16 protein-coding genes and 1 tRNA gene are annotated in these 20,597 nt (G+C 65.7%); 9 read left to right on the top strand and 8 right to left on the bottom strand.

The features are described 5' to 3' along the window. The first annotated feature begins 4 nt into the window (after positions 1–4). The 3 genes from AB2N08_RS14615 (at position 5) to AB2N08_RS14605 (ending at position 2,598) form a co-directional block, all read left to right on the top strand. Entirely contained in the window at positions 5–1,252 is a 1,248-nt protein-coding gene (locus tag AB2N08_RS14615; protein ID WP_367611386.1) for an aspartate kinase, read from the top strand. Between the two features lie 97 nt (positions 1,253–1,349). Further along, positions 1,350–1,442 (top strand) — tRNA-Ser (locus tag AB2N08_RS14610). A 184-nt stretch (positions 1,443–1,626) separates the two neighbouring features. Further along, entirely contained in the window at positions 1,627–2,598 is a 972-nt protein-coding gene (locus AB2N08_RS14605; RefSeq protein WP_367611385.1) for a bile acid:sodium symporter family protein, read from the top strand. A 16-nt stretch (positions 2,599–2,614) separates the two neighbouring features. Here the strand turns inward: AB2N08_RS14605 and rbsK are convergent, their stop codons facing one another. From rbsK to AB2N08_RS14590, 3 genes are read right to left on the bottom strand one after another with little or no spacing between them, the layout of a single operon-like run. Then, entirely contained in the window at positions 2,615–3,508 is an 894-nt protein-coding gene (gene rbsK, locus AB2N08_RS14600; RefSeq protein ID WP_367611384.1) for a ribokinase, read from the bottom strand. 30 nt (positions 3,509–3,538) lie between these two features. Further along, positions 3,539–4,027, bottom strand: coding sequence for a VOC family protein (locus AB2N08_RS14595; RefSeq protein ID WP_367611383.1), 489 nt, complete (start codon positions 4,025–4,027; stop codon positions 3,539–3,541). A 31-nt stretch (positions 4,028–4,058) separates the two neighbouring features. Continuing rightward, entirely contained in the window at positions 4,059–4,883 is an 825-nt protein-coding gene (locus AB2N08_RS14590) for a DODA-type extradiol aromatic ring-opening family dioxygenase (protein ID WP_367611382.1), read from the bottom strand. Between the two features lie 225 nt (positions 4,884–5,108). Here AB2N08_RS14590 and AB2N08_RS14585 point away from each other — a divergent pair, with 225 nt between their 5' ends. Next, on the top strand, positions 5,109–7,412 hold the full coding sequence (locus AB2N08_RS14585) for a TonB-dependent receptor (protein ID WP_367611381.1): 2,304 nt from the start codon (positions 5,109–5,111) through the stop codon (positions 7,410–7,412). 78 nt (positions 7,413–7,490) lie between these two features. Then, a complete protein-coding gene (locus AB2N08_RS14580; protein ID WP_367611380.1) occupies positions 7,491–8,993 on the top strand; it encodes a carboxylesterase/lipase family protein in 1,503 nt (500 codons plus the stop codon). Here the strand turns inward: AB2N08_RS14580 and AB2N08_RS14575 are convergent. The 4 genes from AB2N08_RS14575 to AB2N08_RS14560 form a co-directional block, all read right to left on the bottom strand. Next, positions 8,990–10,192 (bottom strand): multidrug effflux MFS transporter, encoded by a 1,203-nt coding sequence (locus tag AB2N08_RS14575; protein WP_367611379.1) that lies wholly within the window; start codon positions 10,190–10,192, stop codon positions 8,990–8,992. The genes AB2N08_RS14580 and AB2N08_RS14575 overlap by 4 nt on opposite strands. Positions 10,193–10,397: 205 nt before the next feature. After that, positions 10,398–11,231, bottom strand: coding sequence for an oxidoreductase (locus AB2N08_RS14570; RefSeq protein ID WP_367611378.1), 834 nt, complete (start codon positions 11,229–11,231; stop codon positions 10,398–10,400). Then, on the bottom strand, positions 11,228–12,760 hold the full coding sequence (locus AB2N08_RS14565) for an ABC transporter substrate-binding protein (RefSeq protein WP_367611377.1): 1,533 nt from the start codon (positions 12,758–12,760) through the stop codon (positions 11,228–11,230). The genes AB2N08_RS14570 and AB2N08_RS14565 overlap by 4 nt, the downstream gene beginning before the upstream one ends. 55 nt (positions 12,761–12,815) lie before the next feature. Continuing rightward, positions 12,816–13,682: a TauD/TfdA dioxygenase family protein gene (locus AB2N08_RS14560; RefSeq protein ID WP_367611376.1), complete on the bottom strand. Its 867-nt coding sequence runs from the start codon at positions 13,680–13,682 to the stop codon at positions 12,816–12,818. A 424-nt stretch (positions 13,683–14,106) separates the two neighbouring features. Between AB2N08_RS14560 and AB2N08_RS14555 the strand changes: the two genes are divergently transcribed. Then, positions 14,107–15,075 carry an AraC family transcriptional regulator gene (locus AB2N08_RS14555; RefSeq protein ID WP_367611375.1) on the top strand — a complete coding sequence of 323 codons (969 nt, stop codon included), beginning with the start codon at positions 14,107–14,109 and terminating at the stop codon, positions 15,073–15,075. Between the two features lie 188 nt (positions 15,076–15,263). On the opposite strand, the gene AB2N08_RS14550 is transcribed toward AB2N08_RS14555, so the two are convergent. Next, a complete protein-coding gene (locus tag AB2N08_RS14550; protein ID WP_367611374.1) occupies positions 15,264–16,475 on the bottom strand; it encodes an aromatic ring-hydroxylating oxygenase subunit alpha in 1,212 nt (403 codons plus the stop codon). Between the two features lie 258 nt (positions 16,476–16,733). Here AB2N08_RS14550 and AB2N08_RS14545 point away from each other — a divergent pair, with 258 nt between their 5' ends. Genes AB2N08_RS14545 through AB2N08_RS14535 form a run of 3 tightly spaced genes read left to right on the top strand, consistent with a single transcriptional unit; the run spans position 16,734 to position 20,580 of the window. Beyond that, positions 16,734–17,834 (top strand): ABC transporter permease, encoded by a 1,101-nt coding sequence (locus tag AB2N08_RS14545; RefSeq protein ID WP_367611373.1) that lies wholly within the window; start codon positions 16,734–16,736, stop codon positions 17,832–17,834. Further along, complete coding sequence (locus tag AB2N08_RS14540; RefSeq protein WP_367611372.1) at positions 17,831–18,733, top strand: ABC transporter permease; 903 nt, start codon at positions 17,831–17,833, stop codon at positions 18,731–18,733. The genes AB2N08_RS14545 and AB2N08_RS14540 overlap by 4 nt, the downstream gene beginning before the upstream one ends. Beyond that, positions 18,733–20,580, top strand: a complete 1,848-nt coding sequence (locus AB2N08_RS14535; protein ID WP_367611371.1) for an ABC transporter ATP-binding protein — start codon at positions 18,733–18,735, stop codon at positions 20,578–20,580. The genes AB2N08_RS14540 and AB2N08_RS14535 overlap by 1 nt, the downstream gene beginning before the upstream one ends. The last annotated feature ends 17 nt before the right edge of the window (positions 20,581–20,597 follow it).

Here is a 20,597-nt window from a genome sequence, read left to right as displayed (position 1 = left end):
TGATATGGCTTTAATTGTCCACAAATACGGCGGGACGTCGATGGGATCGACGGACCGTATCAAGAATGTCGCGGCCCGCGTGGCCAAGTGGCATGACGCTGGTCACCAAATCGTTGTCGTGCCGTCCGCCATGTCGGGCGAGACCAATCGCCTGATTGGCCTGGCCAAGCAGATCATGGACCAGCCCGATCCGCGCGAACTCGACATGATCGCCTCGACCGGTGAGCAGGTGTCCGTGGGCTTGCTTGCCATGGCCCTGCTGGCCATCGGCAAGGATGCCGTCTCGTACACTGGCTGGCAAGCAGGCATCCGCACCGACTCGTCGTTCACCAAGGCGCGCATCCAGTCGATCGACGACACGCGCGTGCTGCGCGACCTGGCCAACGGCAAGATCGTCATCATCACGGGTTTCCAGGGCATGGACGAGGACGGCAATATCTCGACCCTCGGCCGCGGCGGTTCGGATACCTCGGCGGTCGCCATTGCGGCGGCGCTGAAGGCCGACGAATGCCTGATCTACACGGACGTCGACGGCGTCTACACGACCGACCCGCGCGTGGTCGACGAGGCGCGCCGCCTGTCGAAGATCACCTTTGAAGAAATGCTCGAGCTGGCCTCGCTGGGCTCGAAAGTGCTGCAGACCCGCTCGGTGGAATTCGCGGGCAACTACCAGGTGCCGACGCGCGTGCTGTCGTCGCTGACCGATCCCCTGATGCCACTGGCCGAAGAAGCCAGCTCCGGTACCCTGATTTCGTTTGAGGAAGAAAGCAATATGGAACAAGCCGTCATCTCCGGCATCGCCTTCAATCGCGATGAAGCAAAGATCACCGTCCTGGGCGTGCCGGACAAGCCGGGCGTCGCCTTCCACATCCTGGGCCCGATCGCCGAAGCCAATATCGAAGTCGACATGATCATCCAGAACCAGTCGGTGGACGGCAAGACCGACTTCACCTTCACGGTCTCGCGCAATGACTACGTGCAGGCGATGAACGTGCTCGAAGCCCAGAAAGACATCCTGGGCGCGGCCAAGATCGTGGGCGACGCCAAGGTCTCGAAGGTCTCGGCCGTGGGCGTTGGCATGCGCAGCCACGTCGGCGTGGCCTCGGACATGTTCCGCACGCTGTCGGAAGAGGGCATCAATATCCAGATGATCTCGACGTCCGAAATCAAGATCTCGGTGCTGATCGACGAGAAGTACATGGAGCTGGCTGTCCGCGCCCTGCACAAGTCGTTCAACCTCGAACAAAGTTAAGCAGTTCTGCAATTTTTTGGGCGTGTTTTCTTGACCAAATGAGCACCAACCCTTAAGATGCTTGCACTCAGCGCTGACGGAAACGTTGGTACTGATTGGAGACGTGGCCGAGTGGCCGAAGGCACATCCCTGCTAAGGATGCATACGGCTTATACCTGTATCGTGGGTTCGAATCCCACCGTCTCCGCCAAGAACGATGAAAAAAGCCACCGCGAGGTGGCTTTTCTCTTTGGTGGCTCGTCTTCTTCAGCATCCCCCTCTATCACCGTGCGTCCAGAGACAATTGTTCTGATATTCGGGCGGCTACACTAGCTGACGAATATTCTCGCTGCGCGAAAGGCCTACGAATGCAATCCCGATTCTTACCCGACAGAATGACCCTGATGCTGCTGACCACCGTGGCCGCAGCAAGCCTCTTCCCCGCGCAAGGCAGCATCGCCGCCGGGCTCAAGTATGTCACCGTTTTCATGATCGGCCTGCTGTTCTTTTTGCATGGCGCCAAGCTCTCGCGCGCCGCCGTCATCGCCGGCGCCACCCACTGGCGCCTGCACCTGCTGGTGCTGCTGTGCACCTTCGCATTGTTCCCCGTGCTGGCGCTGCTGTTCGAGCCCGCCATCCTCCTGCTGCTTACACCCGAGCTGTACCTGGGCATCCTGTTCCTGTGCCTGTTGCCGTCCACCGTGCAGTCCTCGATCGCCTTCACGGCCGCAGCCAGGGGCAATGTGCCGGCCGCCGTCTGCAGCGCATCCTTGTCGAGCTTGCTCGGCATTTTTCTCACGCCGCTCCTCGTCAGCCTGGCGATGCCGGCCGCTGCCGGGGCGAGTGCATCGGTCGATGCCGTGCTGGCGATCGTGTATCAGTTGCTGCTGCCATTCATCGCCGGCCAGGTCGCGCGGCGCTGGATCGGTGGCTGGGTGGATAGCCACAAAAGCCTGGTGAAAGCCGTGGACCAGGGCTCAATTCTGCTGGTGGTGTTCTCGGCGTTCAGCGCGGCCGTGGTGGCCGGGCTGTGGTCGAAGGTGCCGCTGGTCATGCTGGGCAGCCTGATCGTGGTGTGCATCGTGCTGCTGGCGCTGGTCATCGCGACCGTGACCTGGTTGGCGCGGCGCTGCGGATTTTCCAGGGCTGACGAGGTCACGATCGTGTTTTGCGGCTCGAACAAAAGCCTGGCCACCGGTATTCCGCTGGCCCACGTGCTGATTCCCGCCGCCAGCATCAGCATGATCGTATTGCCGTTGATGTTGTTCCACCAGGTGCAGTTGCTGGTGTGCGCGGTGATCGCGGGCAGGTACGCCCGGCGCACGCCGCAGGCGCTTGAAGCCCGGATTGCGGCGGATCGGGCCTGAGCGGGCCTCGAGAGCGTTACAGCTCGTGCAGGTATGGGATGGAAGTCTGGGCGCCGGCGCGTGTGACGCCGATGGCGGCGGCGCGCTGGCCCTGGCCGATGGCGGCCGCGGCATCGGCGCCCACCGCCAGTGCGGCGACGAAGCCGCCGATGAAGGTGTCGCCGGCGGCAGTGGTGTCGAGCGCCTCAACGGCGTGCGCAGGGAAGTCCTGGCTGCCGCTTTCCAGCGCCGCGTGCACGCCCTTGGCGCCGAGCGTGACCAGCACATTGCGGCAACCGGACGAGCGCAACGCCGCTGCCTGATCACGCGGCTCGGCCGGCGCAGACGCACTGGCGCCAAGCAGCATGGCCGCTTCGATCTCGTTGGGAATCAGATAATCGACCTGGGCCAGCACGGCTGCCGGCAGGCTGGCCGCAGGCGCCGGATTGAGCACCACCGTCTTGCCCAGGCAATGCGCCAGATTGACTGCATGGGCGATCGTCGCCAGCGGCGTTTCCAGCTGCAGCACGACGACGCTGGCGCGCTGCAGCAGCGGCAGCGCGGCGTCGATATGGGCGGGGCTGAGCAGATCGTTGGCGCCGCCGGCGATGACGATGCTGTTCTGGCCATTGGCGTCGACGAGGATCGACGCAATGCCGGACGCCACGCCCGGCAGCGCCGCGACGTGGCTGACATCGATGCCGTCGGCCACCAGCGCCGCACGCAGCGTGTGGCCGAAGGCGTCGTCCCCCAGACAGCCGATCATCGCCACGGGCGCATGGCCCAAGCGTGCACAGGCGACGGCCTGGTTGGCGCCCTTGCCGCCGGGGATGGTGCGAAAGGCGCCGCCGGTCAGCGTTTCACCTGGCAGGGGCATGCGTGGCACGCGCAACACCAGGTCCATATTGATACTGCCGATGACGACGATCATGAAGAACTCTTGAAGGTGAAATGGGACGAGTTACTCCGTGGTGAACGTGCCCGGTATTGCCGGCGCATCGCCGCCTTTGCCCCACAACAGGATCTCGTTGCCCCACGGGTCTTCGAACGCGCCATTGTAGCCGTTGAAGGTGCTCCAGTAATGGTCGCGCCACAGGATGGTCGCGCCCCGTTCTTCGGCCGCGGCCAGGATGCGGTCGGCTGTATCGTCGCCGATCAGGATCCAGATGCGCGGCTTGCGTCCGTCAGTGCTGAGCGTGCGCGGCTCCACGCCGTCCTTGTTCGGATGCGGGCGGGCGTTGGCGGCGTCGAAGATGCCCAGGTGCAGATTACCGATCGCGCTGTCGGTACCGTCGCTGTTCTTGAAGTTCCCGCCCGGGACCATGCGGTGATACACGCCAGCCGGCTTTTCATCGTTGCGCCAGCCGAAGACTTCGGCGTAGAAGCGCGCCGCGGCGGCCGGGTCGCTGCTCGGCAGGTCGACAAAGATCAGGGTATTTGGTTTGCTCATGGTGGTGTCTCGATGAAGTTGAGGGGGAGGGTCAGCCGAACTGGAAAGCCGAGATATCGGCCATCATCACGTTGTCTGTAAACGGTTTAGTCCCTTTCGATGCATGGCCCGCGCCGGCCGCGACCATCAGCGGCAACAGGTGTTCTTCGCGCGGGTGCGAAGCGCGGCCGGCCGGCGCTTCGCTCCAGCGCGCCAGTGCGCGCCAGCGCTGCTCGGGTTCGGCTTCGACGGCCTGCGTCAGCCACGCATCGAAGGTCGCCGACGGTGCGCGCGCGGCCGGTGTACGGAACCCCCGCATATCGTGGTAGCTCATGCCCGAGCCGACGATCAGGATGCCTTCGTCGCGCAGGCTGGCCAGCGCGCGGCCGGCGGCCAGGTGGTCTTCGGGGTTCAGATCCGTTTTCAGCGACAGCGTCACGACCGGAATCGACGCTTGCGGGTCGATCAGCAAGAACGGCACGAACACGCCGTGATCGAACCCGCGCGTGTTGTCGGTGGCGGCCGGCAGGCCGGCCGCTTCGAGCAGGCGCACGACCTGGTGGGCCAGCTCGGGCGCGCCGGGCGCCGGATAATTCAGCTTGTAGGTATGGGGCGGGAAGCCGTTGTAGTCGTAGATCATGGCCGGGTGTTCGTTGGTCGAGGCCGTGAAGACTTTTTCTTCCCAGTGGCCCGAGATCACGAGGATGCCTTTCGGCTTGCCCGGCAGCCGGTCGCCCAGGCCGCGCAGGAACGCTTCCAGGTCGTTCCAGGTATCGGCCGGGCCGCCCATCAACGTCCAGTCCATGAAGAAGCAGGGGCCGCCGCCGTGTGGAATGAAAAAGGTCGGCATGGTGGCCGGCGTCTGGTCCGCGCTCATTGTGTGTTCCCCTCAAGATGTCGATGCGGCGAGTATCGGCGAGCGCTGCGTGCTGGTCTTGAATCAGGGCGCAGCAAAACTTGTCGCGTTTTTCGGTTCGTTCAGCGATACGCCGCGAACACATTTTTTGTGCGCCGCAGTACAAGAATCGGCCGGCACATGTGAGGCATCCTGAATTGGTCGAGGCCAGCCGGCTTTGCGCTTTTACCAATCGAGGGAGTTGCAATGTCCAGTACAAACAAGATGCCCGTCCCGGGTACGCGCATTAACTGGCCAGGCGTGATGATCGCGCTGGCCCTGAGTGCCCAGGCGGCGCATGCCGCGCCGGATTCACCTGCGCCCGAGCCGGCGCCAGCGGATGCGCCGGAACCGCAGGCCAAGTCGGAAGGCGGCATCGAGAAGATCATCGTCACCGCCGAAAAACGGCGCGTCAATCTGCAAGAGGCGCCGTTGGCCGTCACCGCGATTTCGGGCGATGCGCTGGGCAAGGCCAACGTGGTCAACCTGGCTGGCCTGAATGGCCAGGTGCCGGGCATGTCGATCTCCAAGAGCGCCGGTTTCGAAACCGTGGTGACCGTGCGCGGTGTCGGCTCCGAGACGCCGCAAGCGTCGCTGCAAACGCAGCCCGGCGTCTCGCTGCACGTCGATGGCGTGTATATCGCCAACAGCATTTCGCTCAATCAGAGCCTGTTCGATCTGGACCGCCTTGAAGTCCTGCGCGGCCCGCAGGGCACGGTGTCGGGCATGGCCTCGACCGGCGGTACCATCAACCTGGTGAGCAAGCAGCCCAAGCTCGGCGAGACCAGCGGCAGCGGTGACATCAGTGTCGGCAACTACCACCTCACGCAGGTGCGCGCCGCGGTCAATGTGCCGCTCGCCGAGACGGTGGCCATGCGCGCGTCGCTGCAGAAATACGACCACGATGGCTTCGCGCGCTCGACTTACGGCTTCGATCTCGACGCAGCGCACGACGCCAGCGGCAAGCTTGCGTTCTTGTGGAAACCGGGCAGCAATTTCACGGCCACGCTCACCGGCCAGTGGTACCGCGCCAACCAGCCCGGCGCCGCGCAAAAGAATATCCTCGATCCGAATCCGAACCCGCGCGTGCTCACGCAGGATTACGCGAGCCGCTTCAAGCTGGGCGCCGACCTGTACGCGCTGAACCTGGAGTATGCGCTGCCGTGGGCCACGCTCAAATCGATCACCAGCTCGCAGCGCCTCGACCACCAGCAACGCATGAACGGCTCGCGGCTCGACTACGCGACGCTGGGCCGCTACGACAACGTCGCTGCCTGGAACACGAAGCTCGACAACTACACACAGGAGTTCTCGATCGCCTCGCTGCCGGGCGGGAAGGTCGACTGGCAGGCCGGCGTGTTCCTGATGCGCCAGAACAGCAATGGCTATGTGGTCGAATTCGCCGGCACCGATGCCAATCCCAACTTCGATCTGCCGCCACGGCCGTTCACCGTGCGGCCGTACAATCTGCTGTTCACGCAGGACGCCTACGGAGAGCGCAAGTCGTATGCAGTCTTCACACAAGGCACTTACCACGTCAGTGACGACCTGCGCCTGACGGCCGGCGCCCGCTATAACCGTGACGAGATCAGCGGTGGTACTGGTAACTGGTTCCAGAACACCACCAGCAAACCGACCGGCAAGCTGGAAGCCAACTACGACCTCGCCGAGCAAAGCATGGTCTACGCCAGCCTCACGCACGGCTACAAACCGGGTGGCGTCAACAACAATCCGCGCTCGGTGATGGTGGCGCACCTGTTCGAACCCGAGTCGATCAACGCGTTCGAGATCGGCTCCAAGAACCAGTTCCTGAACAATAAACTGCGCGTGAACGTGGCGGCCTTCCTGTACGACTACCGCAACCTGCAATACCTGGCCAACGATCCGAATCCTTACCAGGGCGGGATCGCGAACGTTCCAAAGGTGCGCTCGCGCGGCATCGAGGCCGAAGTGTCGTACCTGGCGCTGGAAAACCGCCTGCGCCTGAACGGCAACCTGACCTTCATGCGCAGCAAGGTCGTGGGCGACTACTTTACCTACGACGCTGCGGGCATCGCGTCGGCAGTGGCCACGACAGCTGGTTGCGGCTCGTACTACACCAGCTATCCGACGCCGGCCTGCGCTGCTGCACTGGTGCCGAAGGCGCAGAACCTGAACGGCCAGTCGACGGCGAAAACGCCGAAGTGGCAAGGTTCGTTCAATGCCGCCTACGCGCTGCCGCTGTCGAGTGGTATCGTCACCCCGCGCCTGGAAGTGATCTACCGCGGCGATTTCATCTACCGCATGTTCAACCAGGGCGGTCTGGATCAGGTGCCGAGCTACACGCTGGTGAATTTGCACGTCGACTATAAGCCGAACGACAATAACTGGACGTTCTCGCTGTCGGCGTCGAATCTGGGCAACAAGAACGGCATCAACTCGCGCTTTACCGACCCGTATGGCATCGGGCAGACCAGCAATGAATATATAGCGCCGCGGCAGATCATCGCCAAGGTGGGCTACGAATTCTGACGTGGCTTGAGTTCCAACGAGGCCGGCGCAAGCCGGCTTTTACGTTTTCGTGAAAGGCATTGTATGTACCGAGTTCGTTTGCATCGCACCTTCCTGGGTGCAGCACTTGCCGGCCTGTTCCTGCCGGCGGCGTCGTTCGCCCAGTCATTGCAGGCCCGCGTCACCGGTGGCGCCATCGAGGGCGTCAGCACAGCTGGCGTCGACGCTTTTCTTGGCATGCCGTTTGCCGCCGCGCCGGTGGGCGAGTTGCGCTGGCGCCCGCCGCAACCCGTCGCCGCCTGGCCCGGCGTGCGCCCGGCGCGCGCGGTCGGCAACGACTGCGTCCAGGACAGCGCCAGCAATCCGCTGCCGCCCGGTTACCAGAACGCGGCCTCGGAAGACTGCCTGTACCTCAATGCGTGGCGGCCGGCCGGCGCCAGCAAGCCGTTGCCGGTGATGGTCTGGATCCACGGCGGCGCCTTCATCATGGGGTCCGGGTCGCTGCCGATCTACGATGGCAGCGCGCTGGCGCGCAAGGGCGTGCTGCTGGTGACGCTCAATTACCGCCTGGGGCGCTTCGGCACCTACGCCCATCCGGCCCTGAGCGCCGAACAACGCGGTGCGCCGCTCGCCAACTACGGCTTGATGGACCAGATGGCCGCGCTGCGCTGGGTCCGCGCCAATGCGGCCGCCCTCGGTGGCGATCCGAAGAATGTCACCGTGTTCGGCGAGTCCGGCGGCGCGTCGTCGGTCAACTTCCTCTTGACGTCACCGCTGGCGCGCGGCCTGTTCGACAAGGCGATTTCGCAAAGCGGCGGCGCCAGCAACGCGCCGGCGCCGTTCGCCGCGTTCGAAGCGACGGGCCAGGCCTGGGCGCGCAGCAAGGGCGTACCGGACGGCGACCTGGCCGCGCTGCGCGCGCTCCCGGCAGCGACCGTGCTGGACGCCCCGGTGCGCGCCGTCGCCGCGCCGGTACTCGACGGCCAGCTGGTCGTGCACGATACGGCCACTGCCTTCCGCCTCGGGACGGCGGCCCCGGTGCCGTACCTGACCGGCGCCAACGATTACGAGCAAAGCCTGATGAAATGGATGCCGGGTGCTGGCCCCGCGATGCTGCAGAAGATGGGCGCCACGGGCGAGCGCATCCTGGCCGAGTACCTGACATCCGGCGTCACGCGCGAAGACGCGACGGGGCGCATGTGGGGCGAGATGGCGATGGTCGAACCGACGCGGCGCCGCGCCAAATTCCAGGCCGCGCGCGGCGTCCCGGTCTGGCTGTACCGCTACAGCTACGTGCCGGAAGCGCTGCGCGCCACGGTGCCGGGTGCGGGGCACGACAATGAAATGGAAATGGTGTTTGCCACGCCGTCGGCGCGGGCACGCCCCGGCTGGAGCGCGAACGACCAGAAGATGGCCGAGATGGTCAGCAACTACTGGGTGGCGTTTGCCAGCACGGGCAACCCCAACGTCGCGGGCCAGCCGGCGTGGCCGCAGCTCACGCCCCAGCAAGACCACCTGCTGGAGTTCTCGAAGACTGGCGCCGTACCCGTGACCGGCTTTGGCCGCACCCGCCTCGATCTGCTCGAGGCGGCCAATCCTTAGATTGCTTCCTGAGCCGTCACCAATGCTGGCGCTGCCGATCCCGCGCAGTGCCAGCAAATCCAGCTGATCACCATCCCGCTGGCCATCCCCGCCGCCAGCAGGAACGCACTGTCGAACAGCGCCGGTGCGACAAACGCCGCCACCAGCGCGAAGATCAGCATCTGCACGAAATTCTGCACCGACGCGGCCAGCCCGCGCATTGCCGGGTACAGGTCGAGCGTCATGATCGTCATCGGCGGCAGCACCAGCGCCAGGCCGAAGGTGTAGACGAAGATCGGCAGCACGGCCCACGGCACAGTCGCCGTGAACGTCCACGTGTAAGCCAGGTTGGCCGCGACGGCGACGACCATGATGCCAAAGCCTGCCCGGATCATCGCTGCCCCGGAGTGGCTGTGCGCGAGCTTGGCGCTGATGGCCGAACCGGCGACAAAGCCGCCGATCATCGGCACGAACAGCCACGCGAACGCTGTCTCTGGCAAACGCAGCACGCCCATGATGAAGCTGGCGGCCGAGGCCACGTACAGCGCGAAGCTGCCGAACAGGGCGCCGATGGCAAGACTGCGCAGCAAGAAGCAGCGGTTGCCCAGCGCCGCGCCGAAGCGGCGCAGGATGGTCGCCGCATCGAACGGATGGCGCGCAACGGGCGTGAGCGTCTCGGGCAGCAGGCGCGCGCAGGCCAGGCCCAGGATCAGCGCGAGAACGGCCATCAGCGCGAAGCTGGCGCGCCAGCCGAACGTCACCTGCAGCCAGCCGCCGACGATCGGGGCGACTGCCGGCGCCACGCCGAACACCATCATGATCTGCGCGATCATGCGCTGCGCGGCGGCGCCCTGCAGCAGGTCGCGCACCAGCGCCTGCCCGACCACCATGCCGGCGCCGGCCGACAGCCCCTGCAAGCCGCGAAACAGCAGCAGCTGGCCGAAGGTCTGCGCCAGCGCGGCGCCGACCGAGGCGGCGCAGAACAGCACCAGCGAAAACAGGATGACGGGGCGGCGCCCGAACGAATCGGACAGCGTGCCGTAGAACAGCGTCATCAACGCATACGCGAACAGGTACACGCTCAGCGTCTGCTGCACCAGCGCCGGGCTGATGGCGAAGTGGTGGGCGAGGGCGACGAACGAGGGCAGGTAGGTATCGGTCGCGAACGGGCCGACCATCGCCAGCCCGGCCAGTAACAGGGTCAGGATCCAGGGTTTCAAGATAGTCCTTCAGCAGAATCAGGGAGGGGAGCGACAGGCGTGCCGCTCGCTCAGCCCGAAAACGTCATCCCCGCGCAGGCGGGGATCCAGGTTGCACGCGCACCACCGACGCATATCGCAGTGGCGGTGCAACTGACTTGGATCCCCGCCTTCGCGGGGATGACGTTCGCGGCTGGCTGAACGGCATGGGCGCCGCGCCATGCGGTTACTGCGCGTCGAACGCCGTCGACATCGAGACCGGCAGCCACTTGCCCATCGCGGCCTGGACCTGGGCCTGCTTCTGGGTGGCGTAGAACAGTGCATCGGCGCCCAGCAGCAGTTGCAGCGGCGGTTCGGCATGATCGGCCATGTCCAGCACGACGCGGGCCAACCGGGCCGGGTCGCCCGGCTCGTGGCCATGGTGGCCGGCCATGATGCGTTCGGCGTCGCGTGCGGCGCCTTCGTAGTCGTCGATGCGCGCGGCGGTCTTCGTCATCGACCGACCGGCGTGGTCGGTGCGCATGCCGCCCGGTTCCAGGTTGATCACGTGGATACCCAGGTGCGCCACCTCGGCGCCAAGGGTCTGCATGATGCCTTCGAGTGCGTGCTTGGTGCCGCAATAGATGCCGGTGCCGGCCCAGGTGGCCACGCCGCTGACCGAACTGATATTGATGATGCGGCCCGCGCGGCGCCGGCGCATGGCCGGCAGCACCGCCTGCGCCGCCGCCAGCGCGCCGAACACGTTGACGTCGAACTGGGCGCGCGCCTCGGCCAGGCTGGTCTCTTCGACCGCGCCCAGGATGCCGTAGCCGGCGTTGTTGACCAGGATGTCGATGCCGCCAGTGCGCATTTCGACGCTGGCCACGGCCGCATGCAGCGCCGCTTCGTCGCGCACATCCAGCACGCAGCCGATGGCCCGGCCAGGGGCCAGCGTCTCGAAGATTTCCAGGTCTTGCGCGCTGCGCACCGTGCCGGCGACGGAATCGCCCCGCGCCAGCGCCGCCACGGCGATCGCCTTGCCCAGGCCACTGGTCACGCCCGTGATGAACCAGGTTGTCATGCCATCCTCCAGCTGTTCGGCAAGACCCAGCCGTTCTTGTACGGTTGATAAACGAGCGACCTGGCGTGCACCACGCTCGAGACGCCCTGCATCAGCGGCAGCGAGTAACCTTGCTCGACGGCCCAGGTTTCAAAGGCCTTGTAGCCGGCCATCCGCTTGGCCGTGTCCATCTCGGCGAGAAGCGGATCCAGGCGCGGCGACACGTCGGCGCTGCGCCAGACCGAGAACATCACCTTCGGATTGAGGTAGGCGCCGATCGACAGTTCCGGGTCGCCCGTCGAATTGGTCCACAACGACAGTGCCGGGCCTTCGAGCTTGCCGACTTCGACCTTGGAAAAGTATTGGGCCAGTTCGATGGTCTCGAGTGCTGCATCGATGCCGACCTTTTGCCACATCTGCACGATCGCGCGCGCCATCTCGAAATCGTTCGGGTACACGCCCTTGGTGGAGAAGAACCTGAACTTGACCGTCTTGGCCGCGCTGTAGCCGGACTTGGCCAGCAACGCCCTGGCCGTATCCGGCGCGAACGCGAATCTGGCGCCGGCGTCGAACGTCGGGGTGCCCGGCGCCGAGGCGCGCGCCTGGGGCGCGGCCACGCCATTGAAGAAGGCTTTGCTCAGCGCGGCCTTGTCAATGGCGTGGTGCATCGCCAGTCGCACATTGCGGTCCGTGAGCGCGCCGCTGTTGACCATGTGGATGATGAAGCTGTCGACCGTCGGCGTGAGCGCGGTTTTCAAGGCCGGAACCCGGGCCAGGCGCACGGCGTCGCGGATCGGCAGGTTGGTCGCCAGCGCCAGTTGCCCCGACTGCACGCCCGATACGCGCGTGGTCGCATCCTTCACGACCTGGATCGTCACGTTCGGCACCTTCGCCACGCCGCGCCAGTGCTTGTCGAACGCCTGCAGCACGATGCGCGAGTCGCGCTGGTAGCCGGCCAGCTTGTACGGGCCGGTGCCGATCGGTTTTTCCATAAAGGCGGCCATGCCCACTTTTTCGATATACGCCTTGGGCAGCACGAAGGCGCCCGCGTAGCCGAGGTACTGCGGCGCGCTGATGAACGGCTGCGACAGGTGGATCACGGCCCTGGTCGGCGAGGGCAGCTCCATCTTCGTGACGTTGTTCCAGATGAAGCCCAGTTGCAGCGACTTGTCGGCGCGCGGCCGGTCGAAGAAGGTGTACTTGAAGTCGCTCGAGGTCATCTTGTCGCCGTTGTGGAACAGGACGTCGTCGCGAAACTCCAGTTCGAGCACCAGGCCTTTCTGGTCGAGCCAGCGCCAGGCCTTGACCAGGCCCGGCTGCAAGACCGAGTCGCTCGAATACTCGAGCGGCTGGTCGAAGAGGCATTTATACAGCGGCATCAGCTGCGGCGCGATGCGGCTGGTGGGGTCCCAGTTATAGACGTCGAACGGGAAGGCGATGCTGATGGAGGCGGGCGCCGGCGCCGCGCCTGCGGTGCGGATGCCCCAGTATGGGCCGAGCAGGGCACCGATCCCGAGGGCGCTGGTCTTGACGAAATTGCGACGTTCCATGAGTTTCCTTTGATACGTGCTAGAACCGGGTTGCATGACGTTGATGCTGCAATGCTCAATACGGGCGGTCGCCCTTGACCCACAGGCGGTGCATCTCGCGGATGTACTTCTTGTCGTCGAACAGGGTCCCGGTGTGCATCGTGCAGCGGTTATCCCACATCAGCACGTCGCCGACCTGCCACTTGTGGCGATACACGAACTGCTCTTGCGTGCCATACGCAACCAGTTCATCGACGAGGGCCAGCGCGTCTTCGGTCGACAGGCCGGGAATGCCCTTGACCGTGCCGCTGCTCGGCCACAGCGCCTTGCGGCCATTGGCCGGGTGCGTGCGGACCAACGGGTGCATCACGTCCGGGCTGTCGGCCAGCTGCTCGGGGGTGAGCTTGCGGCGGTTGAAGTCGCGCGTTTCCATGAAGTGCTGGTAGCTGTGGTGCACCTGGAGCGGATCGAGTTCGGCGCGGCGCTCGGCCGGCAGCGAATCGTAGGCGGCGACCATGTCGGCCACCAGCGTGTCGGCGCCTTCGGGCGGCACTTCCACCGCGTACAGCATCGTGCACATCACGGGTTCCTGCTTGTACGAATAATCGGTGTGCCAGCCGACGCCGTCGTTGTGGATGCCGATCGGCTTGCCGTCCAGGATGCGGTTCGACAGCCGGTACACCAGCGGGTGCGTCGGCATCGTGTATTCCTTGAGCGTGTGCTGTTCGGGCTCGCCGAACTGGCTGACGAAGCGCACCAGCGCATCGGCATCCATGGTCTGGTTGCGCAGCAGGATGGCGCCGTTCAGGTGGAAGGCCGCGACGACGCTGGCCAGTTCTTCGTCGCTGGCGGTGGCCAGGTCGACGCCGGCGATCTCGGCGCCGAAGTTGTTCTTGAGTTTGCGGATTGCCAAAGCGGGGCTGGCGTGCAGGGCGGCGTTCATACGGGACTCTCTCGATAATGGTGGTGCAGGCATGGTGGGAAGTCGGACGACGGGCCGGCCATCAGAACAGCGACAGCCACCAATAACATTTACTAAAGCAACATTCAAACCAGCTGGCAGTGCAATCCACGATGGGCTCTCCCTGGGCGCAGCATGGCGCCGTTGACTGTGCACCCAGCTTACGGTCGGGCGCCAAGACGCTCTTGCTTCACGACGACCGGCGTCTTGTGTTTTCGTGCGCCGCCATTCCCGGTGTGCACGCATATAGCCTTTCGGCATCAAGCTGGTGAAACGGTGCACGGTTTTCGCGCACACAGCGCGCGCCATGCCCGCCATTCCGTCCGCATATCGCGCTTATTTCTTTGGCACAAAAATTGCGTCTGTTTTGGTACGTACTCTGACTAATTACTCAGGAGGGCATCACATGCAACCGGAAGCATTGAAGTCATGGAAGTGGTCAAGTAACCAGATCGGAAGCGCGGAACGGCAGCATGCCTGGAGCGATACCCTCAACCGCATCTCGATGCCCGGCGCGCTGGCGCAGGGGCAGCGCGAATTCCACGGCAATGTCTGCAGCGTCGTCTCGCCGCTGGGCATTGAATTTTCGCTGCTGGAAGCGTCGCCGCAAACGATCTCGGGCCGGGTCGAGGAATCGGCCGGCGCCGTCTGGCTGGCGCTGCTCATCTCGGGCACCTACGAACTCAATGACGGCGGCCGATGTATCCCGCTGCAATGCGGCGACATCATCTACGGGCCCGGCGGGCGCGATTCGACGCTGGAAGTGACGGACGAATTTCGCCTGCTGTACGTGAATATTCCTTCCGGCCTGCTGCATCCGCGCCTGCTCAATCCCGGCACGATGCAGCCCGGCGCGCTGCCGACACAGGCCGGCGGCAACCGCGTGTTTGCCGCCATGCTCGGCTCGATCGCCGACAACCTGTCCGACCTGACCGCCACGCAGATGCGGCCGATCGAGATGTCGCTGTCCGAATTCATCATCGCCGCGCTGGCCGAGGAATCGTCGTTCCGCAGCTTTGGCAACGTGGCGCGCTCGATCCACTTCCACCGCATCTGCCAGGCCATCGAAGCCGTGCTCGGCGACCCGGAGCTGTCGGTGCGCAGCATCGCCGAGAGCCAGCACGCGTCGTCGCGCTATGTGCAGAAGCTGTTCGAGGAAGCGCAGCTGAGTTTTGGCCAGTACGTGCGCCAGCGCCGGCTGGCGCAATGCCGCAAGGACCTGGCCAGCGCCGCCTACCAGAACCTGTCGATCCTCGATATCTGCTTCCGCTGGGGCTTCAACGACGCCGCGCACTTCAGCCGCAGCTTCCGCGCCGAATTCGGCGTCACGCCGCGCGAGTACCGCCAGAGCCAGCTGGGCAAGCGCCTGCAATAGGGATGCACAATGAAAAAGGCCCGCCAGTTGGCGGCCTGAAGACCGTCATTCCCGCGCAGGCGGGAATCCAGGTCATTTGCCGAGCCACTGCGATATGCGCTTGTGGTTCGCGTGAGCCCTTGGATTCCCGCCTGCGCGGGAATGACGGTGTTGAAGCTGGCGAAAGAATCGCCGCGATACAGCGCCGGCTAACCCACCGCGGCAATCGGAATCCGGCGTGCCCCCGCTGTCTGCTGGCTGCGCGTGGCCAGGTAGCGCTGTACCAGCCAGTGGTTGAACGATTGCTGCGCCTGCTCTTGCCACGAGTAGCGGCCCCGCACGGCGAAACGCGAGCGCAGGCCGATCTGCACCTGGCGGTCGACATCCAGGTCCTGCTCGACGATCTCCGACACCGAATTGAGCGTCATCTCCAGCCGCTTGAAGTACAGCTTGTCCTTCATTGCGCCCGGCGCCATCAGCACGCCTTGGTCCATGATGTGGGTTTCGGCCGAATCGGCGCGCAGGATCATGAACAGGATCATGTCGGCATTGATCACCAGCGACAGCGTCGGCGGCAGGTTCACGAACAGCATGCGGTTGCGTTCCTCTTCGGTCAAGGCCGGAAAGACCGGGAACACGGTTTTTTGCGTGACGTTGAAGGCGGCGTCGGGGTGGGTCGTGCCGTTGAAGCGGTAGTAACCGGCCGTGTCGTCGGGCAGGTCGTCCGGGAAGCTGGCCAGCGAACTGGGCACGAAATCGTGCAGCGGGCCCATATGCAGCTTGTTCGCGTGGTAGCCGTCGTTGTTATTCTCGAACATGACCTTCCAGTTCCAGGCGTAGCGCGTGCCGGGTTCGGGGCGCGGGCCTTCGGCGATGTCCATCCGGTAGTTGGCGACCACCTTGTCGATGGCGGCCAGGCGCGGCGCCAGCGGCGTGGCCAGCGGATCGAAATTGACGAAGATGAAGCCCTGCCACAACTCCACCTGCAGCGTCGGCAGGCAGAAGTCCTTCTTGTCGAAGCCCTCGGTCTGCTCCATCGCCGGCGCGCCGATCAATTCGCCGTCGAGCGAATAGGTCCAGTGGTGGTACGGGCACAGGAAGGCGCGAGCATTGCCGGCGCCTTCAGCCACCAGCATCGCGCGGTGCTGGCACACGGCCGACATCGCCTTGATCTCGCCCTTGGCGTTCTTCGCGATCAGGAGCGGCTCGCCGATGATCTCGGTGCTGAAGTAGTCACCCGGCTTGGCCACCCACGAGGCGCGGCCGACGCACAGCCACTCGTGGTTGAAGACAGCCTCTTTTTCGAACTCGTAGAAGGCGGTGTCGGTGTAGCACAGCGGCGGCAGCGTGTTGGCCTGTTCGACCTTGAGCGCCGACGTGCCGAGTTCATCAAAAAACGCCTGGTCCGGGAATCCCATCATGTCTCTCCAATTAGCTGTTCGCGGGTATGCACTGTCAAGGAGCGGCTGGTGCCCTCCAATACAGCCATGGTAGTGATGCCCCGGCGCCGATTCTTGCCGTCCCACGCACGAGAAATAGACTATCCGGCCCCGCCGGCGACATGCAGTTTCAGCGTAGAACCCGTGCGCCCGTCGTCAAGAAGCGGCGGGGCGCGCTGCTTATGATGCTTGCACGGCGCCTTGCCTCACGCCATCCACTTCAGTCGACATAGGCCATTCATGCCCACCTTATTGCCCGCTGCCGCTCCCGCTAATCCAGCCCGCCAGGTGTCTGCGCCGGTGCCTGCCATCGAACTGCTGCTGCAGGGCGGCGCCACCCTCCTGGTGCTGGCCCAGCGTATCTGCACCCGCGTCTTGATGATGCTGGTCGTCGCGCTCGTGGTGTTCGTCGTGCTGCGCCTGCTGCCGGTGAACCCGCTCGGGATGCTGCTGCCGGCCACCGCCACCCACGCCGATGTCGACGCGCTTGCGCACACGATGGGTTTCGACCGGCCCGTGTGGATGCAGTTCGGGATCTGGATCGGGCAGGTGGTGCGCGGCGACTTCGGCACCTCGATCCAGTCGGGCCTGGCCGTCGGCGCCATGATCGTGCAGGCGCTGCCCACCACCTTGCAGCTGATCTTCTGCGGCCTGCTGCTCGGGGTCGGGCTGGGCGTGGCCAGCGGCTTGCTGGCGTTTCGTTATCTGGGCCGGCCGCTCGAGCGGGTGCTCGATGTCGGCGGCAGCGTCGCCATCTCGGTGCCTGATTTTCTGTGGGCGATCCTGATGATCCTGGGCTTTGGCATCGCGCTGCAATGGCTGCCGTTCCTGGGCCCGATCGATGCGGCGATCGCGCTGCCGCGCGTGACTGGCTTCACGCTCGTCGATGCGGTGCTGACCGGCGACATGACGGCGCTGCGCAGCGCCGCCGCGCACCTGGTCATGCCGGTGCTGGCGCTAGCGCTGGGCATCGCGCCGCCGCTGATGCGTATCCTGCGTTCGAGCCTGATCGAGGTCTATAACGAAGACTATATCGTCGCCGCGCGCCTGCGCGGCGTGTCGGACAACCGCATCCTGTTCGCGCACGCGCTGCGCAACGCGGCGCTGCCGACGCTGTCGATGATCGGCATGCAGGCCGGCGCCATCATCGGCGGCACGCTGCTGCTCGAGACGATCTTCAGCCTGCCCGGCATCGGCAACATGATGGTAGGGGCGATCGCCACCCACGACCTGCCGGTCATCCAGGGCCTGGCCCTGACCTATTCGGCGGCGGTGCTGGCCATGAACATGCTGACCGATGCGCTGCTGGTCCTCGTCAACCCTCGATTGCGCCTGTCATGAACCACAAACTCTCGCTTCCCCTGATGCGCGTGCCGCGCGTGTTTGCGCTGCTGGCCGAACCGCGCGCGCTGTTCGGCGTCGTCGTGCTGCTCGCGCTGGCCATCGTGGCGCTGGCCGCGCCCACGCTCGCGCCGCACCTGCCCAACGAGCAGGACCTGGTCAACACGCTGCTGCCGCCGATGTGGGTGGAGGGCGGCATGGCCAGCTTCCCGCTCGGCACGGACGCCCTCGGCCAGTGCATCCTGTCGCGCCTGATATACGGCGCCCAGGTCACCGTCATCATCGCCACCGTGGCGCCGCTGGGCGCTGCCGCGCTGGGCTGCCTGCTGGCGCTGGTGGCCGGCTATTGCGGCGGCGTGGTCGACTGGGTGATCCTGCGCGTGGTCGATGTCTGGATGTCGTTTCCCGCCATCGTGCTGGCGCTGGTGCTGATGGTGGTGCTCGAGCCCAGCCTGACCAATGTGATCATCGCGATCGTGCTGGCCGACTGGACGCGCTTTTGTCGCATCATCCGCAGCGAAGTGGTGGTGCTGCGCCGGCGCGAATACGTGGCCGCGGCGCGCATCGCCGGCGCCCGCCACTGGCAGGTGATCGTGCGCGACATCGTGCCCGGCATCCTGCCGATGCTGATCTCCCTGATCAGCATCGAGATGGGCGTGGCGGTCGTGGCCGAGGCGATCCTGTCGTTTGTCGGGCGCTCGGTGCAGGCCGACGTGCCGACCTGGGGCACGATGGTGGCCGACGGTCTGCAGAATGTCTTTTCTTCGCAGTGGGGCCTGATCCTGCCGGTGCTGTGCCTTGTGGTGACGGTGCTGGCCACCACCATGCTCGGCGACGGCCTGCGCCGCAGCGCCGATCCGCGCCTGCTGGGGCGCGGGAACAAGAAAGGAGCGCAATGATGCAGATGGCAGAACACGAACTGGCGCTGGGCACGCCCCTGCTCGAGGCGCGCGGCCTGTGCGTGGCGCCGCGCGGCGTGGAGGGCGGCGACGTGCTGCGCATGATCGACTTCACGTTGCGGCCGGGCCGCACGCTGGGTCTGGTGGGCGAATCGGGCGCCGGCAAGAGCATGCTGGGGCGCGTCATCGCCCGCCAGCTGCCCGACAACTTTGCGGTCAGCGGCGGCCAGCTGCTGTTCGAGGGCCGCGACTTGCTGGCCATGCCGGCGCCTGAACACCGCGCGCTGCTCGGGCCGCGTATCGCCTTCATTCCACAAGAACCGATGACGGCCCTGAACCCCGTGCGCACCGTTGGCGACCAGTTCACCGAGCACCTGCGCCGGCTCGGCGTGCCAAGGTCGGGATGCCGCGCGCGTGCGCAGGCGGCGCTGGACGAAGTGCGCCTGCCGCCGGGCGTGATGGACAAATACGCATTCCAGCTCTCGGGCGGCATGTGCCAGCGCGTGATGATCGCGATGGCGTTCGCGGGCGATCCGGCGCTGGTCATTTCCGATGAAGCGACGACGGCCCTCGATGCCGGCAGCCAGGCGCACGTGGTGACGTTGATCCGCGCCATGCAGGCGCGGCGCGGCACGAGCGTCATCTTCGTCACGCATGACCTGGCCCTGGCCGCGCACGTGTGCGACGAACTGGCCGTGCTGTATGCGGGCGAAGTGGTCGAGAGTGGCCCGGCGCGCGCCGTGACGGGCGCCGCCCGCCACCCGTACACGCGGGCGCTGCAGCGCGCCAATCCGACCCTTGATGGCCCGCGCCGGCTGCTGCAGCCGCTGCTCGGTCATATGCCGGGCATCACCGACTTTTCCAGCCTGGCCGGCTGCCGCTTCCAGCCGCGCTGCACGGTTGCGCTGCCCGAGTGCAGCACCATGCTGCCAACGCTGGCCCCGGCCGTGCCCGGCCACTGCCTGCGCTGCTGGCACGGGCCCAACGCGCCGCAGGCGCCGCTGGCCGACGATGGCGCGCCGCTCGACAACGGCCCGCTGAAAACCACCGACGCCTTCTTGCAGGTGAAGTCGATCTGCAAGACCTACCCGGGGCGCGGCTGGCGCGGCAAGGGCGGCGTGGCGGCCGTCAAGGACATCAGTTTCGACATCGCGCCGGGCGAATTCGTCGGCATCGTGGGCGAGAGCGGCAGCGGCAAGTCGTCGCTGGGGCGCCTGGTGATGGGGCTGGAATCGGCCAGCAGCGGCAGCATCGTCCTGAACGGCCGGCCGCTGGGCGACTCGGGCGGCGAATGGACCCGCCGGATCGACTCGATCCAGATGATTTTCCAGGACCCGCGCTCGGCCCTGAATCCGCGCCGCCGCGTCGGCAGCCTGCTCACGCAGATGATGGAGAACCGGCCGAACCTGCACAGTGAGCGCCAGCGCCGCGCACAGGCGTTGCTGGCGGCGGTGGGCCTGGCGCCGGACATGGTCGACCGCTTCCCGGCCCAGATGTCAGGCGGCCAGCGCCAGCGGATCAATATCGGGCGGGCGCTGTGCGATGTGCCGCAACTGCTGGTGGCCGATGAAATCGTCTCGGGCCTGGACGTCTCGGTACAGGCGCAGATCCTCAACCTGCTGCTGCGCCTGCGCGCCGAGCACAAGGTGTCGCTGCTGCTCATTTCGCACGACCTGGCGGTGGTGCGCTACCTGTGCAGCCGCGTGATGGTGATGCACGGGGGCGAAGTGGTCGAGAGCGGCCCCACCGAACAGGTGCTCGGCGCACCGCAGCACCCGTACACGCGCAGCCTGCTGGCGATGGTGCCGCCAGCCGACCTGGGTGTGCGCTGGCCGCCGGCAAGCTAAGTAAGGGACTGCGGCGG

It is taken from the genome of Massilia aurea (assembly GCF_040790145.1).
GTDB lineage: Bacteria > Pseudomonadota > Gammaproteobacteria > Burkholderiales > Burkholderiaceae_D > Telluria > Telluria aurea_C.
The sequence above is the reverse complement of the archived record's forward strand: the minus strand, read 5'-3'. Positions and strand labels throughout refer to the sequence as shown.

Excerpts from the sequence above, each read along its gene's own strand:
- AB2N08_RS14615 (WP_367611386.1), top strand. The coding sequence starts at position 5 with ATGGCTTTAATTGTCCACAAATACGGCGGGACGTCGATGGGATCGACG.
- AB2N08_RS14605 (WP_367611385.1), top strand. The coding sequence starts at position 1,627 with ATGACCCTGATGCTGCTGACCACCGTGGCCGCAGCAAGCCTCTTCCCC.
- rbsK (WP_367611384.1), bottom strand. The coding sequence starts at position 3,508 with ATGATCGTCGTCATCGGCAGTATCAATATGGACCTGGTGTTGCGCGTG.
- AB2N08_RS14595 (WP_367611383.1), bottom strand. The coding sequence starts at position 4,027 with ATGAGCAAACCAAATACCCTGATCTTTGTCGACCTGCCGAGCAGCGAC.
- AB2N08_RS14590 (WP_367611382.1), bottom strand. The coding sequence starts at position 4,883 with ATGAGCGCGGACCAGACGCCGGCCACCATGCCGACCTTTTTCATTCCA.
- AB2N08_RS14585 (WP_367611381.1), top strand. The coding sequence starts at position 5,109 with ATGTCCAGTACAAACAAGATGCCCGTCCCGGGTACGCGCATTAACTGG.
- AB2N08_RS14570 (WP_367611378.1), bottom strand. The coding sequence starts at position 11,231 with ATGACAACCTGGTTCATCACGGGCGTGACCAGTGGCCTGGGCAAGGCG.
- AB2N08_RS14565 (WP_367611377.1), bottom strand. The coding sequence starts at position 12,760 with ATGGAACGTCGCAATTTCGTCAAGACCAGCGCCCTCGGGATCGGTGCC.
- AB2N08_RS14560 (WP_367611376.1), bottom strand. The coding sequence starts at position 13,682 with ATGAACGCCGCCCTGCACGCCAGCCCCGCTTTGGCAATCCGCAAACTC.
- AB2N08_RS14555 (WP_367611375.1), top strand. The coding sequence starts at position 14,107 with ATGCAACCGGAAGCATTGAAGTCATGGAAGTGGTCAAGTAACCAGATC.
- AB2N08_RS14550 (WP_367611374.1), bottom strand. The coding sequence starts at position 16,475 with ATGATGGGATTCCCGGACCAGGCGTTTTTTGATGAACTCGGCACGTCG.
- AB2N08_RS14545 (WP_367611373.1), top strand. The coding sequence starts at position 16,734 with ATGCCCACCTTATTGCCCGCTGCCGCTCCCGCTAATCCAGCCCGCCAG.
- AB2N08_RS14540 (WP_367611372.1), top strand. The coding sequence starts at position 17,831 with ATGAACCACAAACTCTCGCTTCCCCTGATGCGCGTGCCGCGCGTGTTT.
- AB2N08_RS14535 (WP_367611371.1), top strand. The coding sequence starts at position 18,733 with ATGCAGATGGCAGAACACGAACTGGCGCTGGGCACGCCCCTGCTCGAG.